Raw genomic sequence first — 14,428 nt, forward strand, 5'->3', positions numbered from 1 at the left:
CTGGGTCTTATTACTTTTTGGGTTCGGGCTGAAAGGTAATGAACAGCCCTGTACAGCGGGTCAGCAGTGTACCATCACTGTGGCATTCTGCCTTTACAATCACTTTTTTGCCGTCGACGCTATCTACCCAGCTACTGAAGGTAAGCGGTTTCAACAAAGGCGTGCCGGCGAGATAGTCCACACTCAGATTGGCAGTAAAGCCGGCCACTTTCTGGTCAACGGCAGAAAAGGCCATGATCTGATCATAAATAGCGGCAACCACAGAGCCGTGCACCAGATCGGGCGGGCCTTCGTAGACACGTCCCAGGGTAACCGTCGCACTGAGCTTATGGTCATCGCGCTCGACCTCAAGTGGCGGAGCGATCGGATTCAGGCGACCGCTGATCGGCGAGTAGGGGAGAATGCCGGATATGTCATCGCCGTAATCGGCAATGTAATGCGGCGCAGCTTTCACGCCACTTGCCGGCTGTAACTGTTTGTTGAGGGCCGTCAATTGCTCGGTCAGCGCATGTAGGCTATCGGCATCGGTATCCAGATTCGCGCTGAGTTCCAGTGTCTGGCGCAAGGTGCTGATGTAGGCACTGAGGGCCCGGAGGTTCTGTTCTGACATGATTCCGCTCATGGTTTAAAGAGGGGGAAGTTTGGCTATTCGCCGGTGCAGGGGCAATGACGAAAGGGGTCGGTTTTTGGGTGCGCACGGGCTATCCCTCCGATTTGTAGAGCATCCGGCTAATCGATTTAGGGGAAACCCCTTATGCAAACACGTGTTTGACCGCATTATGTGAAGTAGCGGTTACCCCCAAAATGCATACATCTGCTGATTTGGTCCGTAAGAGAGCAATCAGCCCGTAATCAGGGGGATAAATGATGAACAAAATAGTGAAACAAGCCACTTCAGCCAAGCAGACCAAGCAAGACACCGCAGAGCAACCGGTCAAACAAGACCTCGCCACTGCGTTTGAAAAGCCTGTTGAATACATTAGGGGGGAGCTCAAGTGTCTGAGGGCCTTTCATAGCGGTGAATGGTGGCTCAATGTTGACTACGTCGACTACATTGATTCGCGCTCAGCGTGCTAAGCACTCCTCACTGACACCTAAAAATGCGCTCCGCCATTGAAGAGCGTGCTTTGGGTATTGCGACAGGCATTAACTCTTCAAACAAATACCTGCAACCTGGATGGTAAATAGCCTTGGGTCTGTATCAGCCCTGGGGAAAGACGTCAGTTTTTGGGTGCGCAAGACCTATCGAGTTGAATTGGTGAGCGATCTGGTTGAGCTAACCAAGGGAAATCACCTATACAAACACGTGTTTCACCGAATTATGTAAAGCAGCGATTCCCTCCAAAATGCACACATCTGCTGATTTGTTCCATAAGAGAGCAATCGGCCCATAACCTGGGGGATAAATGATGAAGAACATAGTGAAACCAGCCACATCAGAGAAACAGGCCAAGCACGACAGTGCAGAGCAACCGGTCAAGCAAGACCTCATCATTGCGTTTGAAAAGCCTGCGGCATACCTTCGGGGGGAGCTCAAGCGTCTCAGAGCCTTTCACAGTGGTGAATGGTGGCTCAATGTTGACTACCTTGAGTCGCACTCTGCCTGCTAGTTTAAAAGCCTTTTGCCGAGCTTATTCGAAAGCGACAAGTGCTATTAAACGTGTGCTGTTGTTTTTAGGTCCGTCCCAAAGCCCGGATTGATCATATCGAGTCTGTTACCTTCCAGCTCTTCGGGCTGAGCGGCTAGGAGTCGCTCGTATAAAATTGCTACTCGCAATTTGTAACTGTAACAGCCTTGGGGCTGTTACAGCCCTGTGGGCATCGCGGCTTGCAGCCGCTCGTATCAAAAAGCTCCTATGGTCGCTTTTTGTCGAACCTGCTGGTTCTCGTCCGGCCGGGGTGGCTTCGTTCATGAATTGCTTGAGCTGATGTTGCGGAAGAATCAAGAGATGGTACCAGAGGCCGGACTCGAACCGGCACGGGTTTTACCCCGGGGGATTTTGAATCCCCTGTGTCTACCAATTTCACCACTCTGGCACAGGATGAAAACAGCGCGCGATTATAGCAACCTCGCGCAGGCGGTCAAAGGTATTTGACGGCTTATTCGGTGTAACTGGAGGGAAAACCGGTTTTCCGGTACCCTGCGCGCCTGTTTTATGAACGACGCCCCCATGAAAACCCGCGACTTTCACTATGAGCTGCCAGACGAGCTGATTGCTCGCTACCCGGCCGCGCAACGCGATCAGAGCCGTTTGCTGGTGCTAACGGGTGATGGTTTGGTTCAGCACCGGCAATTTCCAGATATTCTCGATTTTCTCGACCCGGGCGACCTGCTGGTGTTCAACAACACGCGGGTGATTCCCGGTCGCCTTTACGGGCACAAGGAAAGCGGCGGTAAGCTGGAATTTTTGATTGAGCGGGTGACGGGCGAATTTACCGCTTTGTCGCATGTTCGTGCCAGCAAATCACCCAAAAGCGGTGCGCGGCTGTCAGTGACGCGCGAGCACGGCGCAGCTGAACACTCCTGTTGCACGGTGCTTGGTCGGCGGGGCGAGCTGTTCGAGCTGGAGTTTGACCAGCCCGTGCTGACCGTACTGCAGTCCATCGGCCATATGCCCTTGCCTCCCTATATCGACCGGGCAGACGAAAGCCTCGACGAAGAGCGCTACCAGACGGTTTACGCTCAAAAGCCCGGCGCCGTGGCCGCGCCCACTGCGGGTTTGCACTTTACCGACGACATTCTGGCCAGAGCCCAGGCCAAGGGCGTGGCAACGGCCTTTGTGACCTTGCACGTCGGGGCCGGCACCTTTCAGCCCGTGCGGGTGGAAAATATTCAGGACCACCATATGCACGCCGAGTATCTGGAAGTGGATCAGGCGGTGTGCGATGCGGTGAATGCCACCCGCGCCCGGGGTGGTCGGGTGGTGGCGGTGGGGACCACCTCAGTCCGGAGTCTGGAGACGGCCTCGCAATCCGGCGCCATTGCGCCCTATACCGGGGAGAGCGATATTTTCATATACCCGGGCTACCGTTTTCGAAGTGTCGACCTGCTGCTGACCAACTTTCATCTGCCCGAGTCCACTCTTATCATGCTGGTCAGTGCGCTGGCCGGGCGCGAGCGGGTGCTGGCCGCCTATGCCGAAGCGGTGGAACAGCGCTACCGGTTTTTCAGTTACGGAGATGCCATGCTGGTATTTCCCAACGATTCTGCCATTGGTTCAGGAGAGTAAGCGTGGCGCGTCAGTGTGATATGTCTTTCAGTGTCAGCGGTAGCGATGGCGAGGCCCGGCGCGGTGAGCTGACGTTCAGTCGCGGCACCGTACAGACCCCGGCCTTTATGCCCGTGGGCACCTACGGCACGGTAAAAGGTATGCTGCCGCGGGATATCAAGGAAATCGGCGCTGAAATTATTCTGGGGAATACCTTCCACCTGATGCTGAGGCCGGGCACCGAGGTGGTGAAGGCCCACGGTGACCTGCATGACTTCAGTGGCTGGCAGGGGCCGATCCTGACTGATTCGGGCGGTTTTCAGGTCTGGAGCCTGGGGAAGCTGCGCAAGATTACCGAGGAGGGCGTCAGCTTTCAGTCGCCGGTCGATGGCAGCAAAGTCTACCTGGACCCGGAAACCTCCATCCGCGTGCAGCATGATCTCGGCGCGGATATCGTGATGATTTTTGACGAATGTACGCCTTATCCGGCTACCGAAAAGCAGGCACGTGACTCGATGGAGCTGTCCCAGCGCTGGGCGCGACGCAGCCGCGATGCTCACGGCGATCACCCCTCGGCCCTGTTTGGTATTGTGCAGGGGGGCATGTACCCGAATCTGCGCGAAGAGTCCCTGAAAGGGCTGGCCGAGATCGGTTTTGACGGCTATGCCATTGGCGGCCTGTCGGTGGGCGAGCCGAAAGAAGACATGCTCAATGTGCTCGACCATCTCGCCCACGCCATGCCCGCCGACAAACCCCGCTATCTGATGGGAGTGGGCAAGCCGGAGGATATTCTGGAGGCCGTGCGCCGCGGCGTGGATATGTTCGATTGCGTCATGCCAACCCGCAATGCGCGCAACGGCCACCTGTTTACGTCGGGGGGGGTGGTAAAAATTCGCAACTCGCGCCACAAGCACAGTACGGCTCCGCTCGACGAGCATTGTGACTGCTACACGTGCAAGAATTTTTCCCGGGCCTATCTTCATCATCTGGATCGCTGCAAGGAAATTCTCGGCGCCCAGTTGAATACCATCCACAATCTGCGTTTTTATCAGACCCATATGGCGGCTATTCGCAGCGCGATTGAAAACAAGTCGCTGGACGCCTTTGCCGATCAGTTCTACCAAAGCCAGCAACGGGAGGAGCGATGTACAAGCTGATTGTCTTCATACCCGAAACTCATACAGAACAGGTTAAAACCGCATTGTTTGCAGCCGGTGCCGGCCGTCAGGGGGATTACGATTGTTGCGCCTGGCAGACGCTGGGGCAGGGGCAGTTTAGACCACTGGATGGCAGCAAGCCCTTTATCGGCCAGCAAGGTAACATTGAGACGGTTGCCGAGTACCGAGTGGAAATGCTCTGTGAGGAAGCGCGGCTGAAAGCAGTTGTCAGTGCGCTGCGCGAGGCCCATCCCTACGAGGAACCGGCTTTTGAAGTGATTCAGCTGGTGGATATCGATGGCTGATTCTCCGCTGCTGCAATCGCTCCGGCAACGCATTGATGATTACGAGCCGCGCGAAGTTGCGGGTGATTATCCGGATGCGGCGGTGGTGGTTGCCATCAATGACAGCGACCGCCCTGGAGTGCTGCTTACCCAGCGCTCGCCTCATCTCAGTCTTCACGCCGGCGAAATTGCCTTTCCCGGCGGCAAGCAGGATGAGGACGACCGCGACCTTTTGCATACGGCTGTGCGCGAAATGGAAGAAGAGGTGGGTGTTGCGGCCAAGCACTTTGAATGTCTGGGCCCTCTCGACCAGCGCATTACCCGAACCCAGATTCGAATGACTCCGTTTCTGGGGATTTTGCCGGCGGGACTCGATTTTAAAATTAACTATGGTGAACTGGACACGGCCTTCTACGTGCCACTGGACGAGCTGATTGATGGTAGGCTGTTCAGTGTGGTCGATGTGCTGGATACGGGCATCACCAAGCGGGTTGCACGCTTTCAGTATCAGGATCACGATATCTGGGGTGTGACGGCGATGGTTCTCGCCGATCTGCTCAATGAATTGCTCGATGCGGAATTGCCCATCGAAACTCGAACAGGAGATAAGTGATGCTGTTTCAGCTGGGTGATTTGAAAGTTAAATGCCAAGGCGACGACCAGTTTATTGCCCACAATGCCACGGTAATCGGTAATGTGACCTTGGCTGAAAAAGTGAGTGTGTGGTTTAACGTGGTGATTCGTGGCGACGCCGAGAAAATCAGCATTGGTGCCCGCTCCAATATTCAGGATGCCTCGGTGCTGCACGCCGATCCGGGCTTTCCGCTGGAAATTGGCGAGGATGTCACCGTGGGACACAAGGCTATGCTGCACGGCTGTACAATCGGTGATGGCAGTCTGATTGGTATTAATGCGGTCGTTTTGAACGGCGCAAAAATTGGCAAGGGCTGTCTTATTGGGGCAAATGCCCTGGTTACCGAGGGCACCGAAATACCGGATGGCTCCATGGTGCTGGGCGCGCCGGCCAAGGTGAAACGTATGTTATCTGAAGACGAACAGGCGGCACTGCGACTGTCTGCCAGTCACTATGTGGAAAACGGTCAGCGTTTTCGCAAAGAGCTTAAAGCGGAGCAATAGGCGAGGTCATGACGGAGACGGTAAAATCTCCCTGCATTAACGTGTGTGCGCTGGATGACGACGATGTGTGTGTCGGCTGTTTTCGCTCGATGCGAGAAATCACCGACTGGTCGGAGTATTCGAACGACAGAAAGCGCGAAGTGGTTGCGCAGGCGCGGCAGCGTATGAAGCGCCGTTATAACCTCGCCTGATTTGATAATCTTAAAACGGCGGCACTGATTTTGCCGCCACACGCGGTCAGTCTGTGACCGGTTCCAGAATCACCACAGGGATTTTTCTGTCCCCCGCCGCCTTCTGATAGTCATCGTAGGGCGCATAAATTTCAGCCATCTTCTTCCACAGGCGTTCCCGCTCTTCATCGTCAGCCGTGCGCGCTCTGGCTGTCATTTGCTTGCTGCCGACGCGAATTTCACATTCGGGATGGTCGAGCAGGTTGCGATACCAGGCCGGGTGCTCCGGGGCGCCGCCTTTGGATGCAACCACGATATAGTTGTCGCCGTCTTCACCGTAAATCAGTGGCAGAGGGCGAAGCTCGCCGCTCTTTCGGCCCCGGGTAATCAGAAGCAACGTGTACAGCATGCCGGAGCCACCGCCCAGGCTGGCGTCCCACAGATGGGCCTTTTCCGGATCGTTGAGGTAGAGCTCGATGTGATTCTTTATCCAGTCCGGCATGTAGTCGGGGATGTCGATCTTCATTTGGCTTGCTCCTTGCAGCTAGGATGATGTCGAAAGTAAAGCCGACCCAGGCACTGCCGTCAAAGTGCAGAATGCACATCAGGTTATTTTGCGTTTTTTGGCCTTTTTGCCGGGCCGCCAGGCCAGCACGCTTTCAATCCGGTTGTCTTTTAACGCTTCAATTTCGAAGTGGCAGCCTACCAGCTTGACGCAGCAGGGTCCGTCGGGGAAGGACTCGAGATGCTCCAGCAGCAGACCGTTCAGGGTTTTCGGTCCGTCGGTTGGCAGCTCCCATTTCAGCGATTTATTCACATCGCGAATGGTCGCTGTGCCGTCAATGCGGTGGGTGCCGTCCTTGAGATGGATAATGTCCTGATTGATCTCCTCCAGCAGATTGGAGGTGAACTCACCGACAATTTCTTCCAGCAGGTCTTCAAGGGTCACAATCCCTTGCACCATGCCGTATTCATCCACCACCACACCCTGGCGATGTTTCTGTTTTTGAAAGTTGAACAGCTGGGTGTGCAGAGGCGTGCTTTCCGGCACAAAGTAGGGTTCTTTGACAATACTCATCAGTTTGTCGAGATCTACTTCGCCACGGTTGTTAATGCTGCTGATTACATCGCGTTGGTGCAGGATGCCGACGATGTTGTTGATGTCTTCGCGAAACACCGGCATGCGGGTAAATTCCGATTCCTGCAAGCGCCGCAGAATCACGTCGGTGCTGTCATTGAGGTCTATGCCATAGATCTCGTTGCGGGGGATCATGATGTCGTCCACCGTTACCTGCTCCAGATCCAGGATATTCATCAGCATATGCTGGTGACGCTGGGGAATCATCTGTCCGGCCTCGCCGACAATGGTGCGCAGCTCGTCAATGCTCAGGTGTTCGTCGTCGTTACGGGCATCAAAACCCGTGAGACGCAGAAACCCGCGAATAAAGTGATTGATTACCCAGATAACCGGATACAGCAGGGTTTTCAGCGGCAGAAGCACATAGCTGACCTTGAAGGCGACGGCTTCGGATTTGTAGGCGGCAATGGTCTTCGGAATGATTTCCGCAAATACCAGGAATACCAGCGTGAGCAGGATCGAGGCGAAGACAACGGCGCTGTCGCCGTAGAGCCGAATGGCCAGAATCGTGGCAGTGGCCGCAGCGAGGTTGTTGACCAGGTTGTTGCCGATAAGAATGGTGCTGATCAGGCTCTCGGGCTCTTCCAGCAGTTTGCTGGCCTTGCGTGCACCCTTGTGCCCGCTCTTGCTCAAATGCCGCAGGCGATAGCGATTCAGCGCCATCATGCCTGTTTCAGAGCCAGAGAAAAAACCGGAGAGGAGAATAAGAAAGCCAATCAGGCCGAAAAGGAAACCCAGCGGTGCCTCGTTCAAGAAGCCTTTAACCTCATAATCGATATGAGGCGCCTATCTTGAAGAAATATCCGGCAGCTCGCAAGCTTAGATGCGGTTAAGCAGCACTTCCAGTACGAACTTGGAGCCCACGTAACCCAGCAGCAGCAGGGCGAAGGCCGCCAGCGTCCACTGGATCGCCGTGCGGCTGCGCCAGCCAAGCTGGTGGCGGCCAATCAGCAGAATACCGAAGCAGGCCCAGGCCATCATGGAGAAGGCGCTTTTATGGGCCAGGTGCTGGGCGAAGATGTCGTCCACATAAAACAGACCGGTGCCGATCGACAGGGTCAGCAGGATAAAGCCAATCAACACCAGCTCGAACAGCATGGCTTCCATGGTCACCAGCGGCGGCAGGGCTTTTAGGATACCGTTCAGCTGGTGGTGTTTCAGGCGATATTCCTGTACTGCCAGCACGATGGCTTGCAATGCCGCCATGGTCAGCACACTGTAACTGAGCACAGACAGGGCGATGTGCAGCATCACCCCGCCTGGGTGTTGAATCAATTTGGCGGGGGAGTCAGCTAACAGCGTAATGCCCAGAATGGCCGCGGTGAACGGGAAAATCATCAGCAGAATATTGAGCAGCGGCCGCAGCATGCCGCTGATCAGGGTGATGACGACTACAAACCAACTGATCAGAATGCTCATCTCAGTCAGACTGATATTCATGCCCTGAGTGGTAAACATGCCCACATAGCTGGCGGTGCCGTGGCAGAACATGGCGGCGACACCGAGTGTCAGGGCAAGCTTGTAGCGCGCATGGCCCTGACGGATTTCCTGCCACAACAGCACTGTCGCCCCCGCGTAGAGGGCAATAGCCAGCAAACTGAGTGTGGTATTCATGGTGTCGGCACGCTGTCCTTAAATACGGGCCGTGGTAAAACGGCGGTTTCCGGTGGGGCTTGGGGCATTAGTTCGCTATAATGCCCGCCTTCAATTTTTAGAGCACGATTGTAAGCGTGTTAACAAGGCCCTGTCGACAGAGCAGGGCGCGGGCAAGAGAGCTGACTGGCATGTTTGAGAATCTGACCGAACGTTTATCCTCCACCCTGCGCGCGGTAACCGGGCAGGCGCGCCTGACTGAGGACAACATCAAGGACACCATGCGCGAGGTGCGCAAGGCCCTGCTGGAAGCCGATGTAGCCTTGCCGGTGGTGAAAGACTTTGTCGACATCGTGCGTGAGCGGGCGGTAGGCCAGGAGGTCAGCAAGAGCCTGAGTCCGGGTCAGCAGTTTGTTAAAATTGTTCAGGAAGAGCTGGAAAAGATTATGGGTTCGCAGGCCGAACCCCTGAACTTCGCAACCCAGCCGCCGGCGATCATCCTCATGGCCGGTCTGCAGGGGGCGGGTAAAACCACCTCGGTAGCCAAATTGGCGCGCTACCTGCAGGAAAAAGAAAAGAAAAAGGTGATGGTGGTCAGTGCCGATGTCTATCGTCCGGCGGCCATCAAGCAGCTTGAAACCCTTGCCACTGAAGTCGGTGCAACCTTCTTTCCTAGCACCGCCGAGCAGAAACCGGTGGATATCGCCAATGCGGCGCTGGCTGAGGCGAAACTGAGATTCCACGACGTGCTAATCGTCGATACCGCCGGTCGTCTGGCGGTTGATGAAGCCATGATGGGCGAGATCAAAGAGCTGCACGGCGCCATCAAGCCGATTGAAACCCTGTTCGTGGTCGACGCCATGACGGGGCAGGATGCGGCGAACACGGCTAAGGCCTTCAGTGAAGCATTGCCGCTGACCGGTGTGGTGCTGACCAAGTCGGATGCGGATTCCCGTGGTGGTGCAGCACTGTCGGTCAAGCACATTACCGGCAAGCCCATTAAATTCCTGGGTGTGGGTGAAAAAACCGATGCCCTGGAAACCTTTTACCCGGATCGTATCGCCTCGCGCATTCTCGGCATGGGCGATGTGCTGTCGCTGATTGAAGAAGCGGAGCAGAAGCTCGACAAGAAAAAGGCCGAGAAGCTTGCCAAAAAGATCAAGAAGGGCAAAAAGTTCGATCTGGAGGATCTGAAAGACCAGCTTCAACAGATGCAGAACATGGGCGGCATTACCGGTATGCTCGATAAATTGCCGGGCATGGGTCAGATGGCCCAGCAGGCCCAGTCCCAGATCGACACCAAGATGTTCAAACGCATGGAGGCCATTATCGACTCCATGACCCCCGCCGAGCGCCGCAATCCGGACCTGCTGAACGGCTCGCGCAAAAAGCGCATTACCCTAGGCTCGGGCACCGAACTGCAGGATCTGAACCGTCTGCTCAAGCAGCACAAGCAGATGCAGAAGATGATGAAGAAAATGACCAAAAAAGGCGGTATGGCCAATATGATGCGCGGCATGGGCGGGATGATGCCCCCCGGCGGCGGTGGAATGGGGGGCGGCGGCCGCTTTCCGGGGATGTGACGGGCGCGGCCTCTGGGTTGCCTAAGAGCTTGAAAAAACGTTCCATTTCAGCGCGCTTTCCCGTAGAATGTCGCGCCTTTGAAGGCCCCGTCTTGTGCTTGGGGCTGTATAACTGATTTGAAGATGGGCTGATCCCTCTGGGGCTTGGCCAAAAACCGTAGGAAATTCAATAGTATGGTAACTATCCGTTTGTCGCGTGGCGGCTCCAAAAAGCGTCCGTTTTACCACCTGACTGTCACTGACAGCCGTAACTCTCGCGATGGCCGTTTTATCGAGCGCGTTGGTTTCTTCAACCCGGTCGCCCGTGGTCAGGAAGAGCGTCTGCGTGTTGATACCGCCCGCATTGAGTACTGGGTTTCCCAGGGTGCACAGCTGTCCGAGCGTGTTGCCAAGCTGGTAGAAGAAGCTACCGAAGCTCAGCAAGCTGCTGCTTAAGCTGGCGCCAGGCATCTGATGACTGCGTCGGATGACCTGATTACCGTCGGCAAAGTGTCGACGGTATATGGGGTTAAAGGGTGGGTGAAGTTGTACTCCTACACCGACCCGATGACCAACCTGCTCGAATATCGCGAGGTATTCATTAAACGGGCAGGGCAGTGGCAGCCCGTCAAAATTTCTGAAGGGCGCCGCCAGGGCAAGACCCTGGTTGCATCGCTTGACGGTATTGATGACCGTGAAGTGGCCAGAACACTGGCCGGATGCGAATTGGCAGTGCGGCGTGATGCCATGCCAGCGCTACCGGAAGACGAATACTACTGGCACCAGCTGCAAGGGCTGCTGGTGAAAGTGACGGCAGGGGGAGACGACCTGCTGTTGGGCAGGGTGGATCACTTGCTCGAGACCGGCGCCAATGATGTGCTGGTTGTTAAACCCTGTGAGGGCAGTCTGGATGATCGGGAGCGCTTGATTCCCTATGTGCCAGAGCAGTTCATCAGGGAGATCGACCTCGCCGCCGGCCATATGCGGGTGGAGTGGGATCCGGAGTTTTAAGGGTGAAAATCGGATTTATCACCCTGTTCCCGGAAATGCTGGCTGCGGTAACTGACTACGGGGTTACCGGGCGCGCCATCAAAAATGGTTTGTTGGCGGTGCAGTGCTGGAATCCGAGGGACTTTACCCACGATCGTCACCAGACGGTGGACGACAGGCCTTACGGCGGTGGGCCGGGCATGGTCATGAAGACCGAGCCCTTGAGTGATGCCATAGCAGCGGCCAAGCAGGCCCTGCCCAAAGCCCGGGTGGCCTATCTTTCGCCACAGGGGCGCCGGCTGGATCAGGCGGCACTGGCAGAGTTGGCAAGGCGAGAAGAATGGATTTTACTCGCCGGTCGCTACGAAGGAGTTGACGAGCGCCTGTTGCAGGCAGAAGTCGACGAAGAGTGGTCGATCGGTGATTACGTGCTAAGCGGCGGTGAGCTGGCTGGCATGGTGATGATAGACGGAGTCGCCCGTCTGCTGCCCGGAGTGCTGGGGCATGCGCAATCGGCGGTAGAAGACTCCTTTGTGGATGGGCTGCTGGATTGCCCCCACTACACCCGACCCGAGGATTATCGGGGAGAGCAGGTACCGGAAGTACTGCTCAGTGGTGACCATGAAAGAATTCGACGTTGGCGGTTGAAACAGTCGCTGGCAAGAACCTGGGAGCGTCGTCCGGATTTGCTGGACAATATGACGCTAAACGATGAGCAACGAGAGCTGCTGGCCGAATTTATCAGCGAGCAGAGTAGCCAATAGCTGTGAAGCTATGACTTTATTGAGGAGTGTGCCATGAGCAACAAAATTATCGCGGAACTGGATGCAGAGCAGATCAAACAGGACCTGCCGGAATTCAGCCCTGGCGACACCGTTGTGGTTCAGGTGAAAGTTAAGGAAGGTAACCGCGAGCGTCTGCAGGCCTTTGAAGGTGTAGTACTGGGCAAGCGCAATCGTGGCATCAACTCTGCATTCACAGTCCGCAAGATTTCTCACGGTATCGGTGTTGAGCGTACCTTCCAGACGCACAGCCCGCTGGTTGACAGCATCACCGTGAAGCGTCGCGGTGACGTGCGTCAGGCCAAACTGTACTACCTGCGTGAGCGCAGCGGTAAGGCAGCACGTATCAAGGAAAAGCTGGATACCAAATCCTAAGGTATCCTTGCCGCCCCCGGGTGGCAGCAGCTTTACTCAAAAAGGCATCTTCTCGCGAAGATGCCTTTTTTGTGCCTGTAGCTTTCGTATTGGGAGGCTGACCAATGGCGTTAGTCCAAGTATAAAGTTATAGCCAAACAGTATTATCTCTCTGCGTTTGTTCCGCACTACCATACTCCTCGCCGTCCTCTGGCGGCTTTACGGGGTCTCCTTTCATATGACGTTTGATATCGCCTTTACCCTGCTGGTTGTGCTCGGGGTCGTCGCCAGTTTGATTCACAATCGCCTGCCGGCGGATGCGGTCATGGTGGGGGCTCTGCTGGCGCTGCTGTTCGGTGGGGTTGTAACGGTGCCGCAGGCGCTGGCGGGTTTTGCCAATCCGGGGTTGATAACGGTGGCACTGCTTTACGTTGTGGCGGCGGCTTTGCGCGATACCGGAGCCATCTACTGGCTGTCGCACCGCCTGCTGGGCCAGCCCGGTTCCAGTGGCAGCGCTCAGGCTCGTCTGCTGTTTCCGACGGCGCTGCTGAGTGCTTTTCTCAACAACACGACGGTGGTGGCGATGATGATTCCGGCGGTGCAGGAGTGGGCCCAGCGCTTTCGGCTGTCTTTGTCGCAGTTGCTGATGCCGCTTAGCTTCGCCGCTATTCTCGGCGGCACCTGCACCCTGATCGGCACCAGTACCAACCTGGTGGTAGACGGCCTCTGGCAGCAGCGCGGTTATACCGGGTTCAGCGTGTTTGAACTGGCCTGGGTCGGAGTGCCGCTGATGTTGGCGGGCAGCCTGTTTATGTTGGTGTTTGCCCCCAGGTTGCTGCGTGAGCGCCAGACTCCGGTGGCACAAGCTGAAAATGCCCGGGAATACCGGGTTGAAATGAGCGTTCGCGATCACAGCCCGCTTGCCGGGAAGACCATCCAGCAGGCCGGCCTGCGCAATCTGAGCCACGGCTATCTGATTGAAATTGAGCGGGGCGCGGAGCTGTATACCGCAGTGGGGCCCGAGCGGACTATTCAGGCGGGGGATATTCTCACCTTTGTTGGTGCGCCTGAATGCGCGTTGGAGTTGCAGCGAATCAATGGTCTGGTGCCGGCCCATGGCGGGGCGCACAAACTGTCGCTCTTCCACCATCAGCGCTGCCTGGTAGAAGTGGTAATTGGGGCCGATTTTCCGGAGCTGAATCAAACGGTTAAAAACGGCAAGTTTCGTACCCGCTATCAGGCTGCGATCCTCAGCATCAGTCGCGAAGGTCAGCGTTTGGCCGGCAAGGTCGGCGAAACCGTATTGCGGGTGGGCGATACCCTGTTGCTGGAAACAGGGGAAGACTTTGTCGAGCAGTACCGTTACCAGCGGGACTTCCTGCTGGTCAGTCCTCTGCGAGATTCCACGCCACCGGATTTTGCCAGGGCTCCGCTGGCGATAGTGATTCTGGTAGTGATGGTATCAATCAACCTGCTCGGTTGGCTCAGTGTGCTTGAGGCGGCGGCGATGGCGGTTGCGGGCCTGTTGCTCAGCGGCTGCGTGTCGGTCAATCGTGCGCGGCTCAGCGTGAGTCTCAACCTGCAGGTCTTGTTGGTGATCGGTGCCGCCTTTGGCGTAGGGTCGGCGATGGAAAGCAGTGGTGCGGCCAGCTGGCTGGTGCAGAACTTGTTGGGCACTGGGTTGCCCCCGCCGTGGCTGGCGCTGGTGCTGATCTATCTTATAACGACCCTGTTTACCGAGGTGATTACCAATAATGCGGCAGCGGTGCTGATGTTTCCCATCGCCATGGGGATTGCGGAACAGCTTGGTGTCAGTCCGCTGCCCTTTGTGTTTGCCATCATGTTTGCCGCCAGTGCCAGCTTTATGACCCCGCTGGGCTACCAGACCAATTTGATGGTAATGGGGCCGGGAGGCTACCGCTTTAGCGATTATCTGCGGCTGGGCGTTCCCTTGAGTCTGTTGGCGGCGCTGGTAACTCTTGGTCTGATTCCGCTGGTGTGGCCTTTTTATCCATAACGCTGCAGTGCTTTGCGTAATGCCTCGGCGCCGCT

The 14,428-nt window shown here is 56.3% G+C and carries 18 protein-coding genes and 1 tRNA gene; 14 read left to right on the forward strand and 5 right to left on the reverse strand.

Features of this window, described 5'->3' with window-relative positions; translation table 11 throughout:
* Positions 1-10: 10 nt before the first annotated feature.
* Positions 11-610: a PaaI family thioesterase gene (locus ABY734_RS04890; protein ID WP_372777884.1), complete on the reverse strand. Its 600-nt coding sequence runs from the start codon at positions 608-610 to the stop codon at positions 11-13.
* A gap of 254 nt (positions 611-864) precedes the next feature.
* On the opposite strand from ABY734_RS04890, the gene ABY734_RS04895 reads away from it, so the two are divergent.
* A complete protein-coding gene (locus tag ABY734_RS04895; RefSeq protein WP_372777885.1) occupies positions 865-1,077 on the forward strand; it encodes a hypothetical protein in 213 nt (70 codons plus the stop codon).
* Positions 1,078-1,406: 329 nt separating this feature from the next.
* A complete protein-coding gene (locus ABY734_RS04900; protein ID WP_372777886.1) occupies positions 1,407-1,610 on the forward strand; it encodes a hypothetical protein in 204 nt (67 codons plus the stop codon).
* A gap of 340 nt (positions 1,611-1,950) precedes the next feature.
* Here the strand turns inward: ABY734_RS04900 and ABY734_RS04905 are convergent.
* A tRNA-Leu gene (locus ABY734_RS04905) sits at positions 1,951-2,037 on the reverse strand.
* A 134-nt stretch (positions 2,038-2,171) separates the two neighbouring features.
* Between ABY734_RS04905 and queA the strand changes: the two genes are divergently transcribed.
* The 6 genes from queA to ABY734_RS04935 are packed head-to-tail and all read left to right on the forward strand — an operon-like array spanning position 2,172 to position 5,978.
* Positions 2,172-3,230: a tRNA preQ1(34) S-adenosylmethionine ribosyltransferase-isomerase QueA gene (gene queA, locus ABY734_RS04910; protein ID WP_372778191.1), complete on the forward strand. Its 1,059-nt coding sequence runs from the start codon at positions 2,172-2,174 to the stop codon at positions 3,228-3,230.
* 20 nt (positions 3,231-3,250) lie between these two features.
* Entirely contained in the window at positions 3,251-4,366 is a 1,116-nt protein-coding gene (gene tgt, locus ABY734_RS04915; RefSeq protein ID WP_372778192.1) for a tRNA guanosine(34) transglycosylase Tgt, read from the forward strand.
* Entirely contained in the window at positions 4,354-4,671 is a 318-nt protein-coding gene (gene cutA, locus ABY734_RS04920; RefSeq protein ID WP_372777887.1) for a divalent cation tolerance protein CutA, read from the forward strand. The genes tgt and cutA overlap by 13 nt, the downstream gene beginning before the upstream one ends.
* Entirely contained in the window at positions 4,664-5,263 is a 600-nt protein-coding gene (locus ABY734_RS04925; protein ID WP_372777888.1) for a CoA pyrophosphatase, read from the forward strand. Before cutA ends, ABY734_RS04925 begins: the two co-directional genes overlap by 8 nt.
* Positions 5,263-5,787, forward strand: a complete 525-nt coding sequence (locus ABY734_RS04930; RefSeq protein ID WP_372777889.1) for a gamma carbonic anhydrase family protein — start codon at positions 5,263-5,265, stop codon at positions 5,785-5,787. Before ABY734_RS04925 ends, ABY734_RS04930 begins: the two co-directional genes overlap by 1 nt.
* Positions 5,788-5,795: 8 nt before the next feature.
* Positions 5,796-5,978: a DUF1289 domain-containing protein gene (locus ABY734_RS04935; RefSeq protein WP_372777890.1), complete on the forward strand. Its 183-nt coding sequence runs from the start codon at positions 5,796-5,798 to the stop codon at positions 5,976-5,978.
* A 46-nt stretch (positions 5,979-6,024) separates the two neighbouring features.
* Here ABY734_RS04935 and ABY734_RS04940 read toward each other — a convergent pair whose 3' ends face one another.
* The 3 genes from ABY734_RS04940 to ABY734_RS04950 all read right to left on the reverse strand — a co-directional run bounded on the left by ABY734_RS04940 (position 6,025) and on the right by ABY734_RS04950 (position 8,709).
* Complete coding sequence (locus ABY734_RS04940) at positions 6,025-6,483, reverse strand: nitroreductase family deazaflavin-dependent oxidoreductase (RefSeq protein WP_372777891.1); 459 nt, start codon at positions 6,481-6,483, stop codon at positions 6,025-6,027.
* Between the two features lie 78 nt (positions 6,484-6,561).
* On the reverse strand, positions 6,562-7,848 hold the full coding sequence (locus ABY734_RS04945) for an HlyC/CorC family transporter (protein WP_372777892.1): 1,287 nt from the start codon (positions 7,846-7,848) through the stop codon (positions 6,562-6,564).
* Positions 7,849-7,914: 66 nt separating this feature from the next.
* Positions 7,915-8,709: an inner membrane protein YpjD gene (locus tag ABY734_RS04950; protein WP_372777893.1), complete on the reverse strand. Its 795-nt coding sequence runs from the start codon at positions 8,707-8,709 to the stop codon at positions 7,915-7,917.
* A 170-nt stretch (positions 8,710-8,879) separates the two neighbouring features.
* Here ABY734_RS04950 and ffh point away from each other — a divergent pair, with 170 nt between their 5' ends.
* The 6 genes from ffh (at position 8,880) to ABY734_RS04980 (ending at position 14,393) form a co-directional block, all read left to right on the forward strand.
* Entirely contained in the window at positions 8,880-10,271 is a 1,392-nt protein-coding gene (gene ffh, locus ABY734_RS04955) for a signal recognition particle protein (RefSeq protein WP_372777894.1), read from the forward strand.
* Between the two features lie 174 nt (positions 10,272-10,445).
* Positions 10,446-10,706 (forward strand): 30S ribosomal protein S16, encoded by a 261-nt coding sequence (rpsP, locus tag ABY734_RS04960; protein WP_372777895.1) that lies wholly within the window; start codon positions 10,446-10,448, stop codon positions 10,704-10,706.
* Positions 10,707-10,724: 18 nt separating this feature from the next.
* Positions 10,725-11,261, forward strand: coding sequence for a ribosome maturation factor RimM (rimM, locus tag ABY734_RS04965; RefSeq protein ID WP_372777896.1), 537 nt, complete (start codon positions 10,725-10,727; stop codon positions 11,259-11,261).
* A 2-nt stretch (positions 11,262-11,263) separates the two neighbouring features.
* Positions 11,264-12,004, forward strand: coding sequence for a tRNA (guanosine(37)-N1)-methyltransferase TrmD (gene trmD, locus ABY734_RS04970; RefSeq protein WP_372777897.1), 741 nt, complete (start codon positions 11,264-11,266; stop codon positions 12,002-12,004).
* 33 nt (positions 12,005-12,037) lie between these two features.
* Entirely contained in the window at positions 12,038-12,397 is a 360-nt protein-coding gene (gene rplS, locus ABY734_RS04975; RefSeq protein ID WP_372777898.1) for a 50S ribosomal protein L19, read from the forward strand.
* A 217-nt stretch (positions 12,398-12,614) separates the two neighbouring features.
* Positions 12,615-14,393 (forward strand): SLC13 family permease, encoded by a 1,779-nt coding sequence (locus ABY734_RS04980; RefSeq protein ID WP_372777899.1) that lies wholly within the window; start codon positions 12,615-12,617, stop codon positions 14,391-14,393.
* Positions 14,394-14,428 lie beyond the last annotated feature (35 nt).

The sequence above is a fragment of the Litorivivens sp. genome, from assembly GCF_041624475.1.
GTDB lineage: Bacteria > Pseudomonadota > Gammaproteobacteria > Pseudomonadales > Spongiibacteraceae > Litorivivens.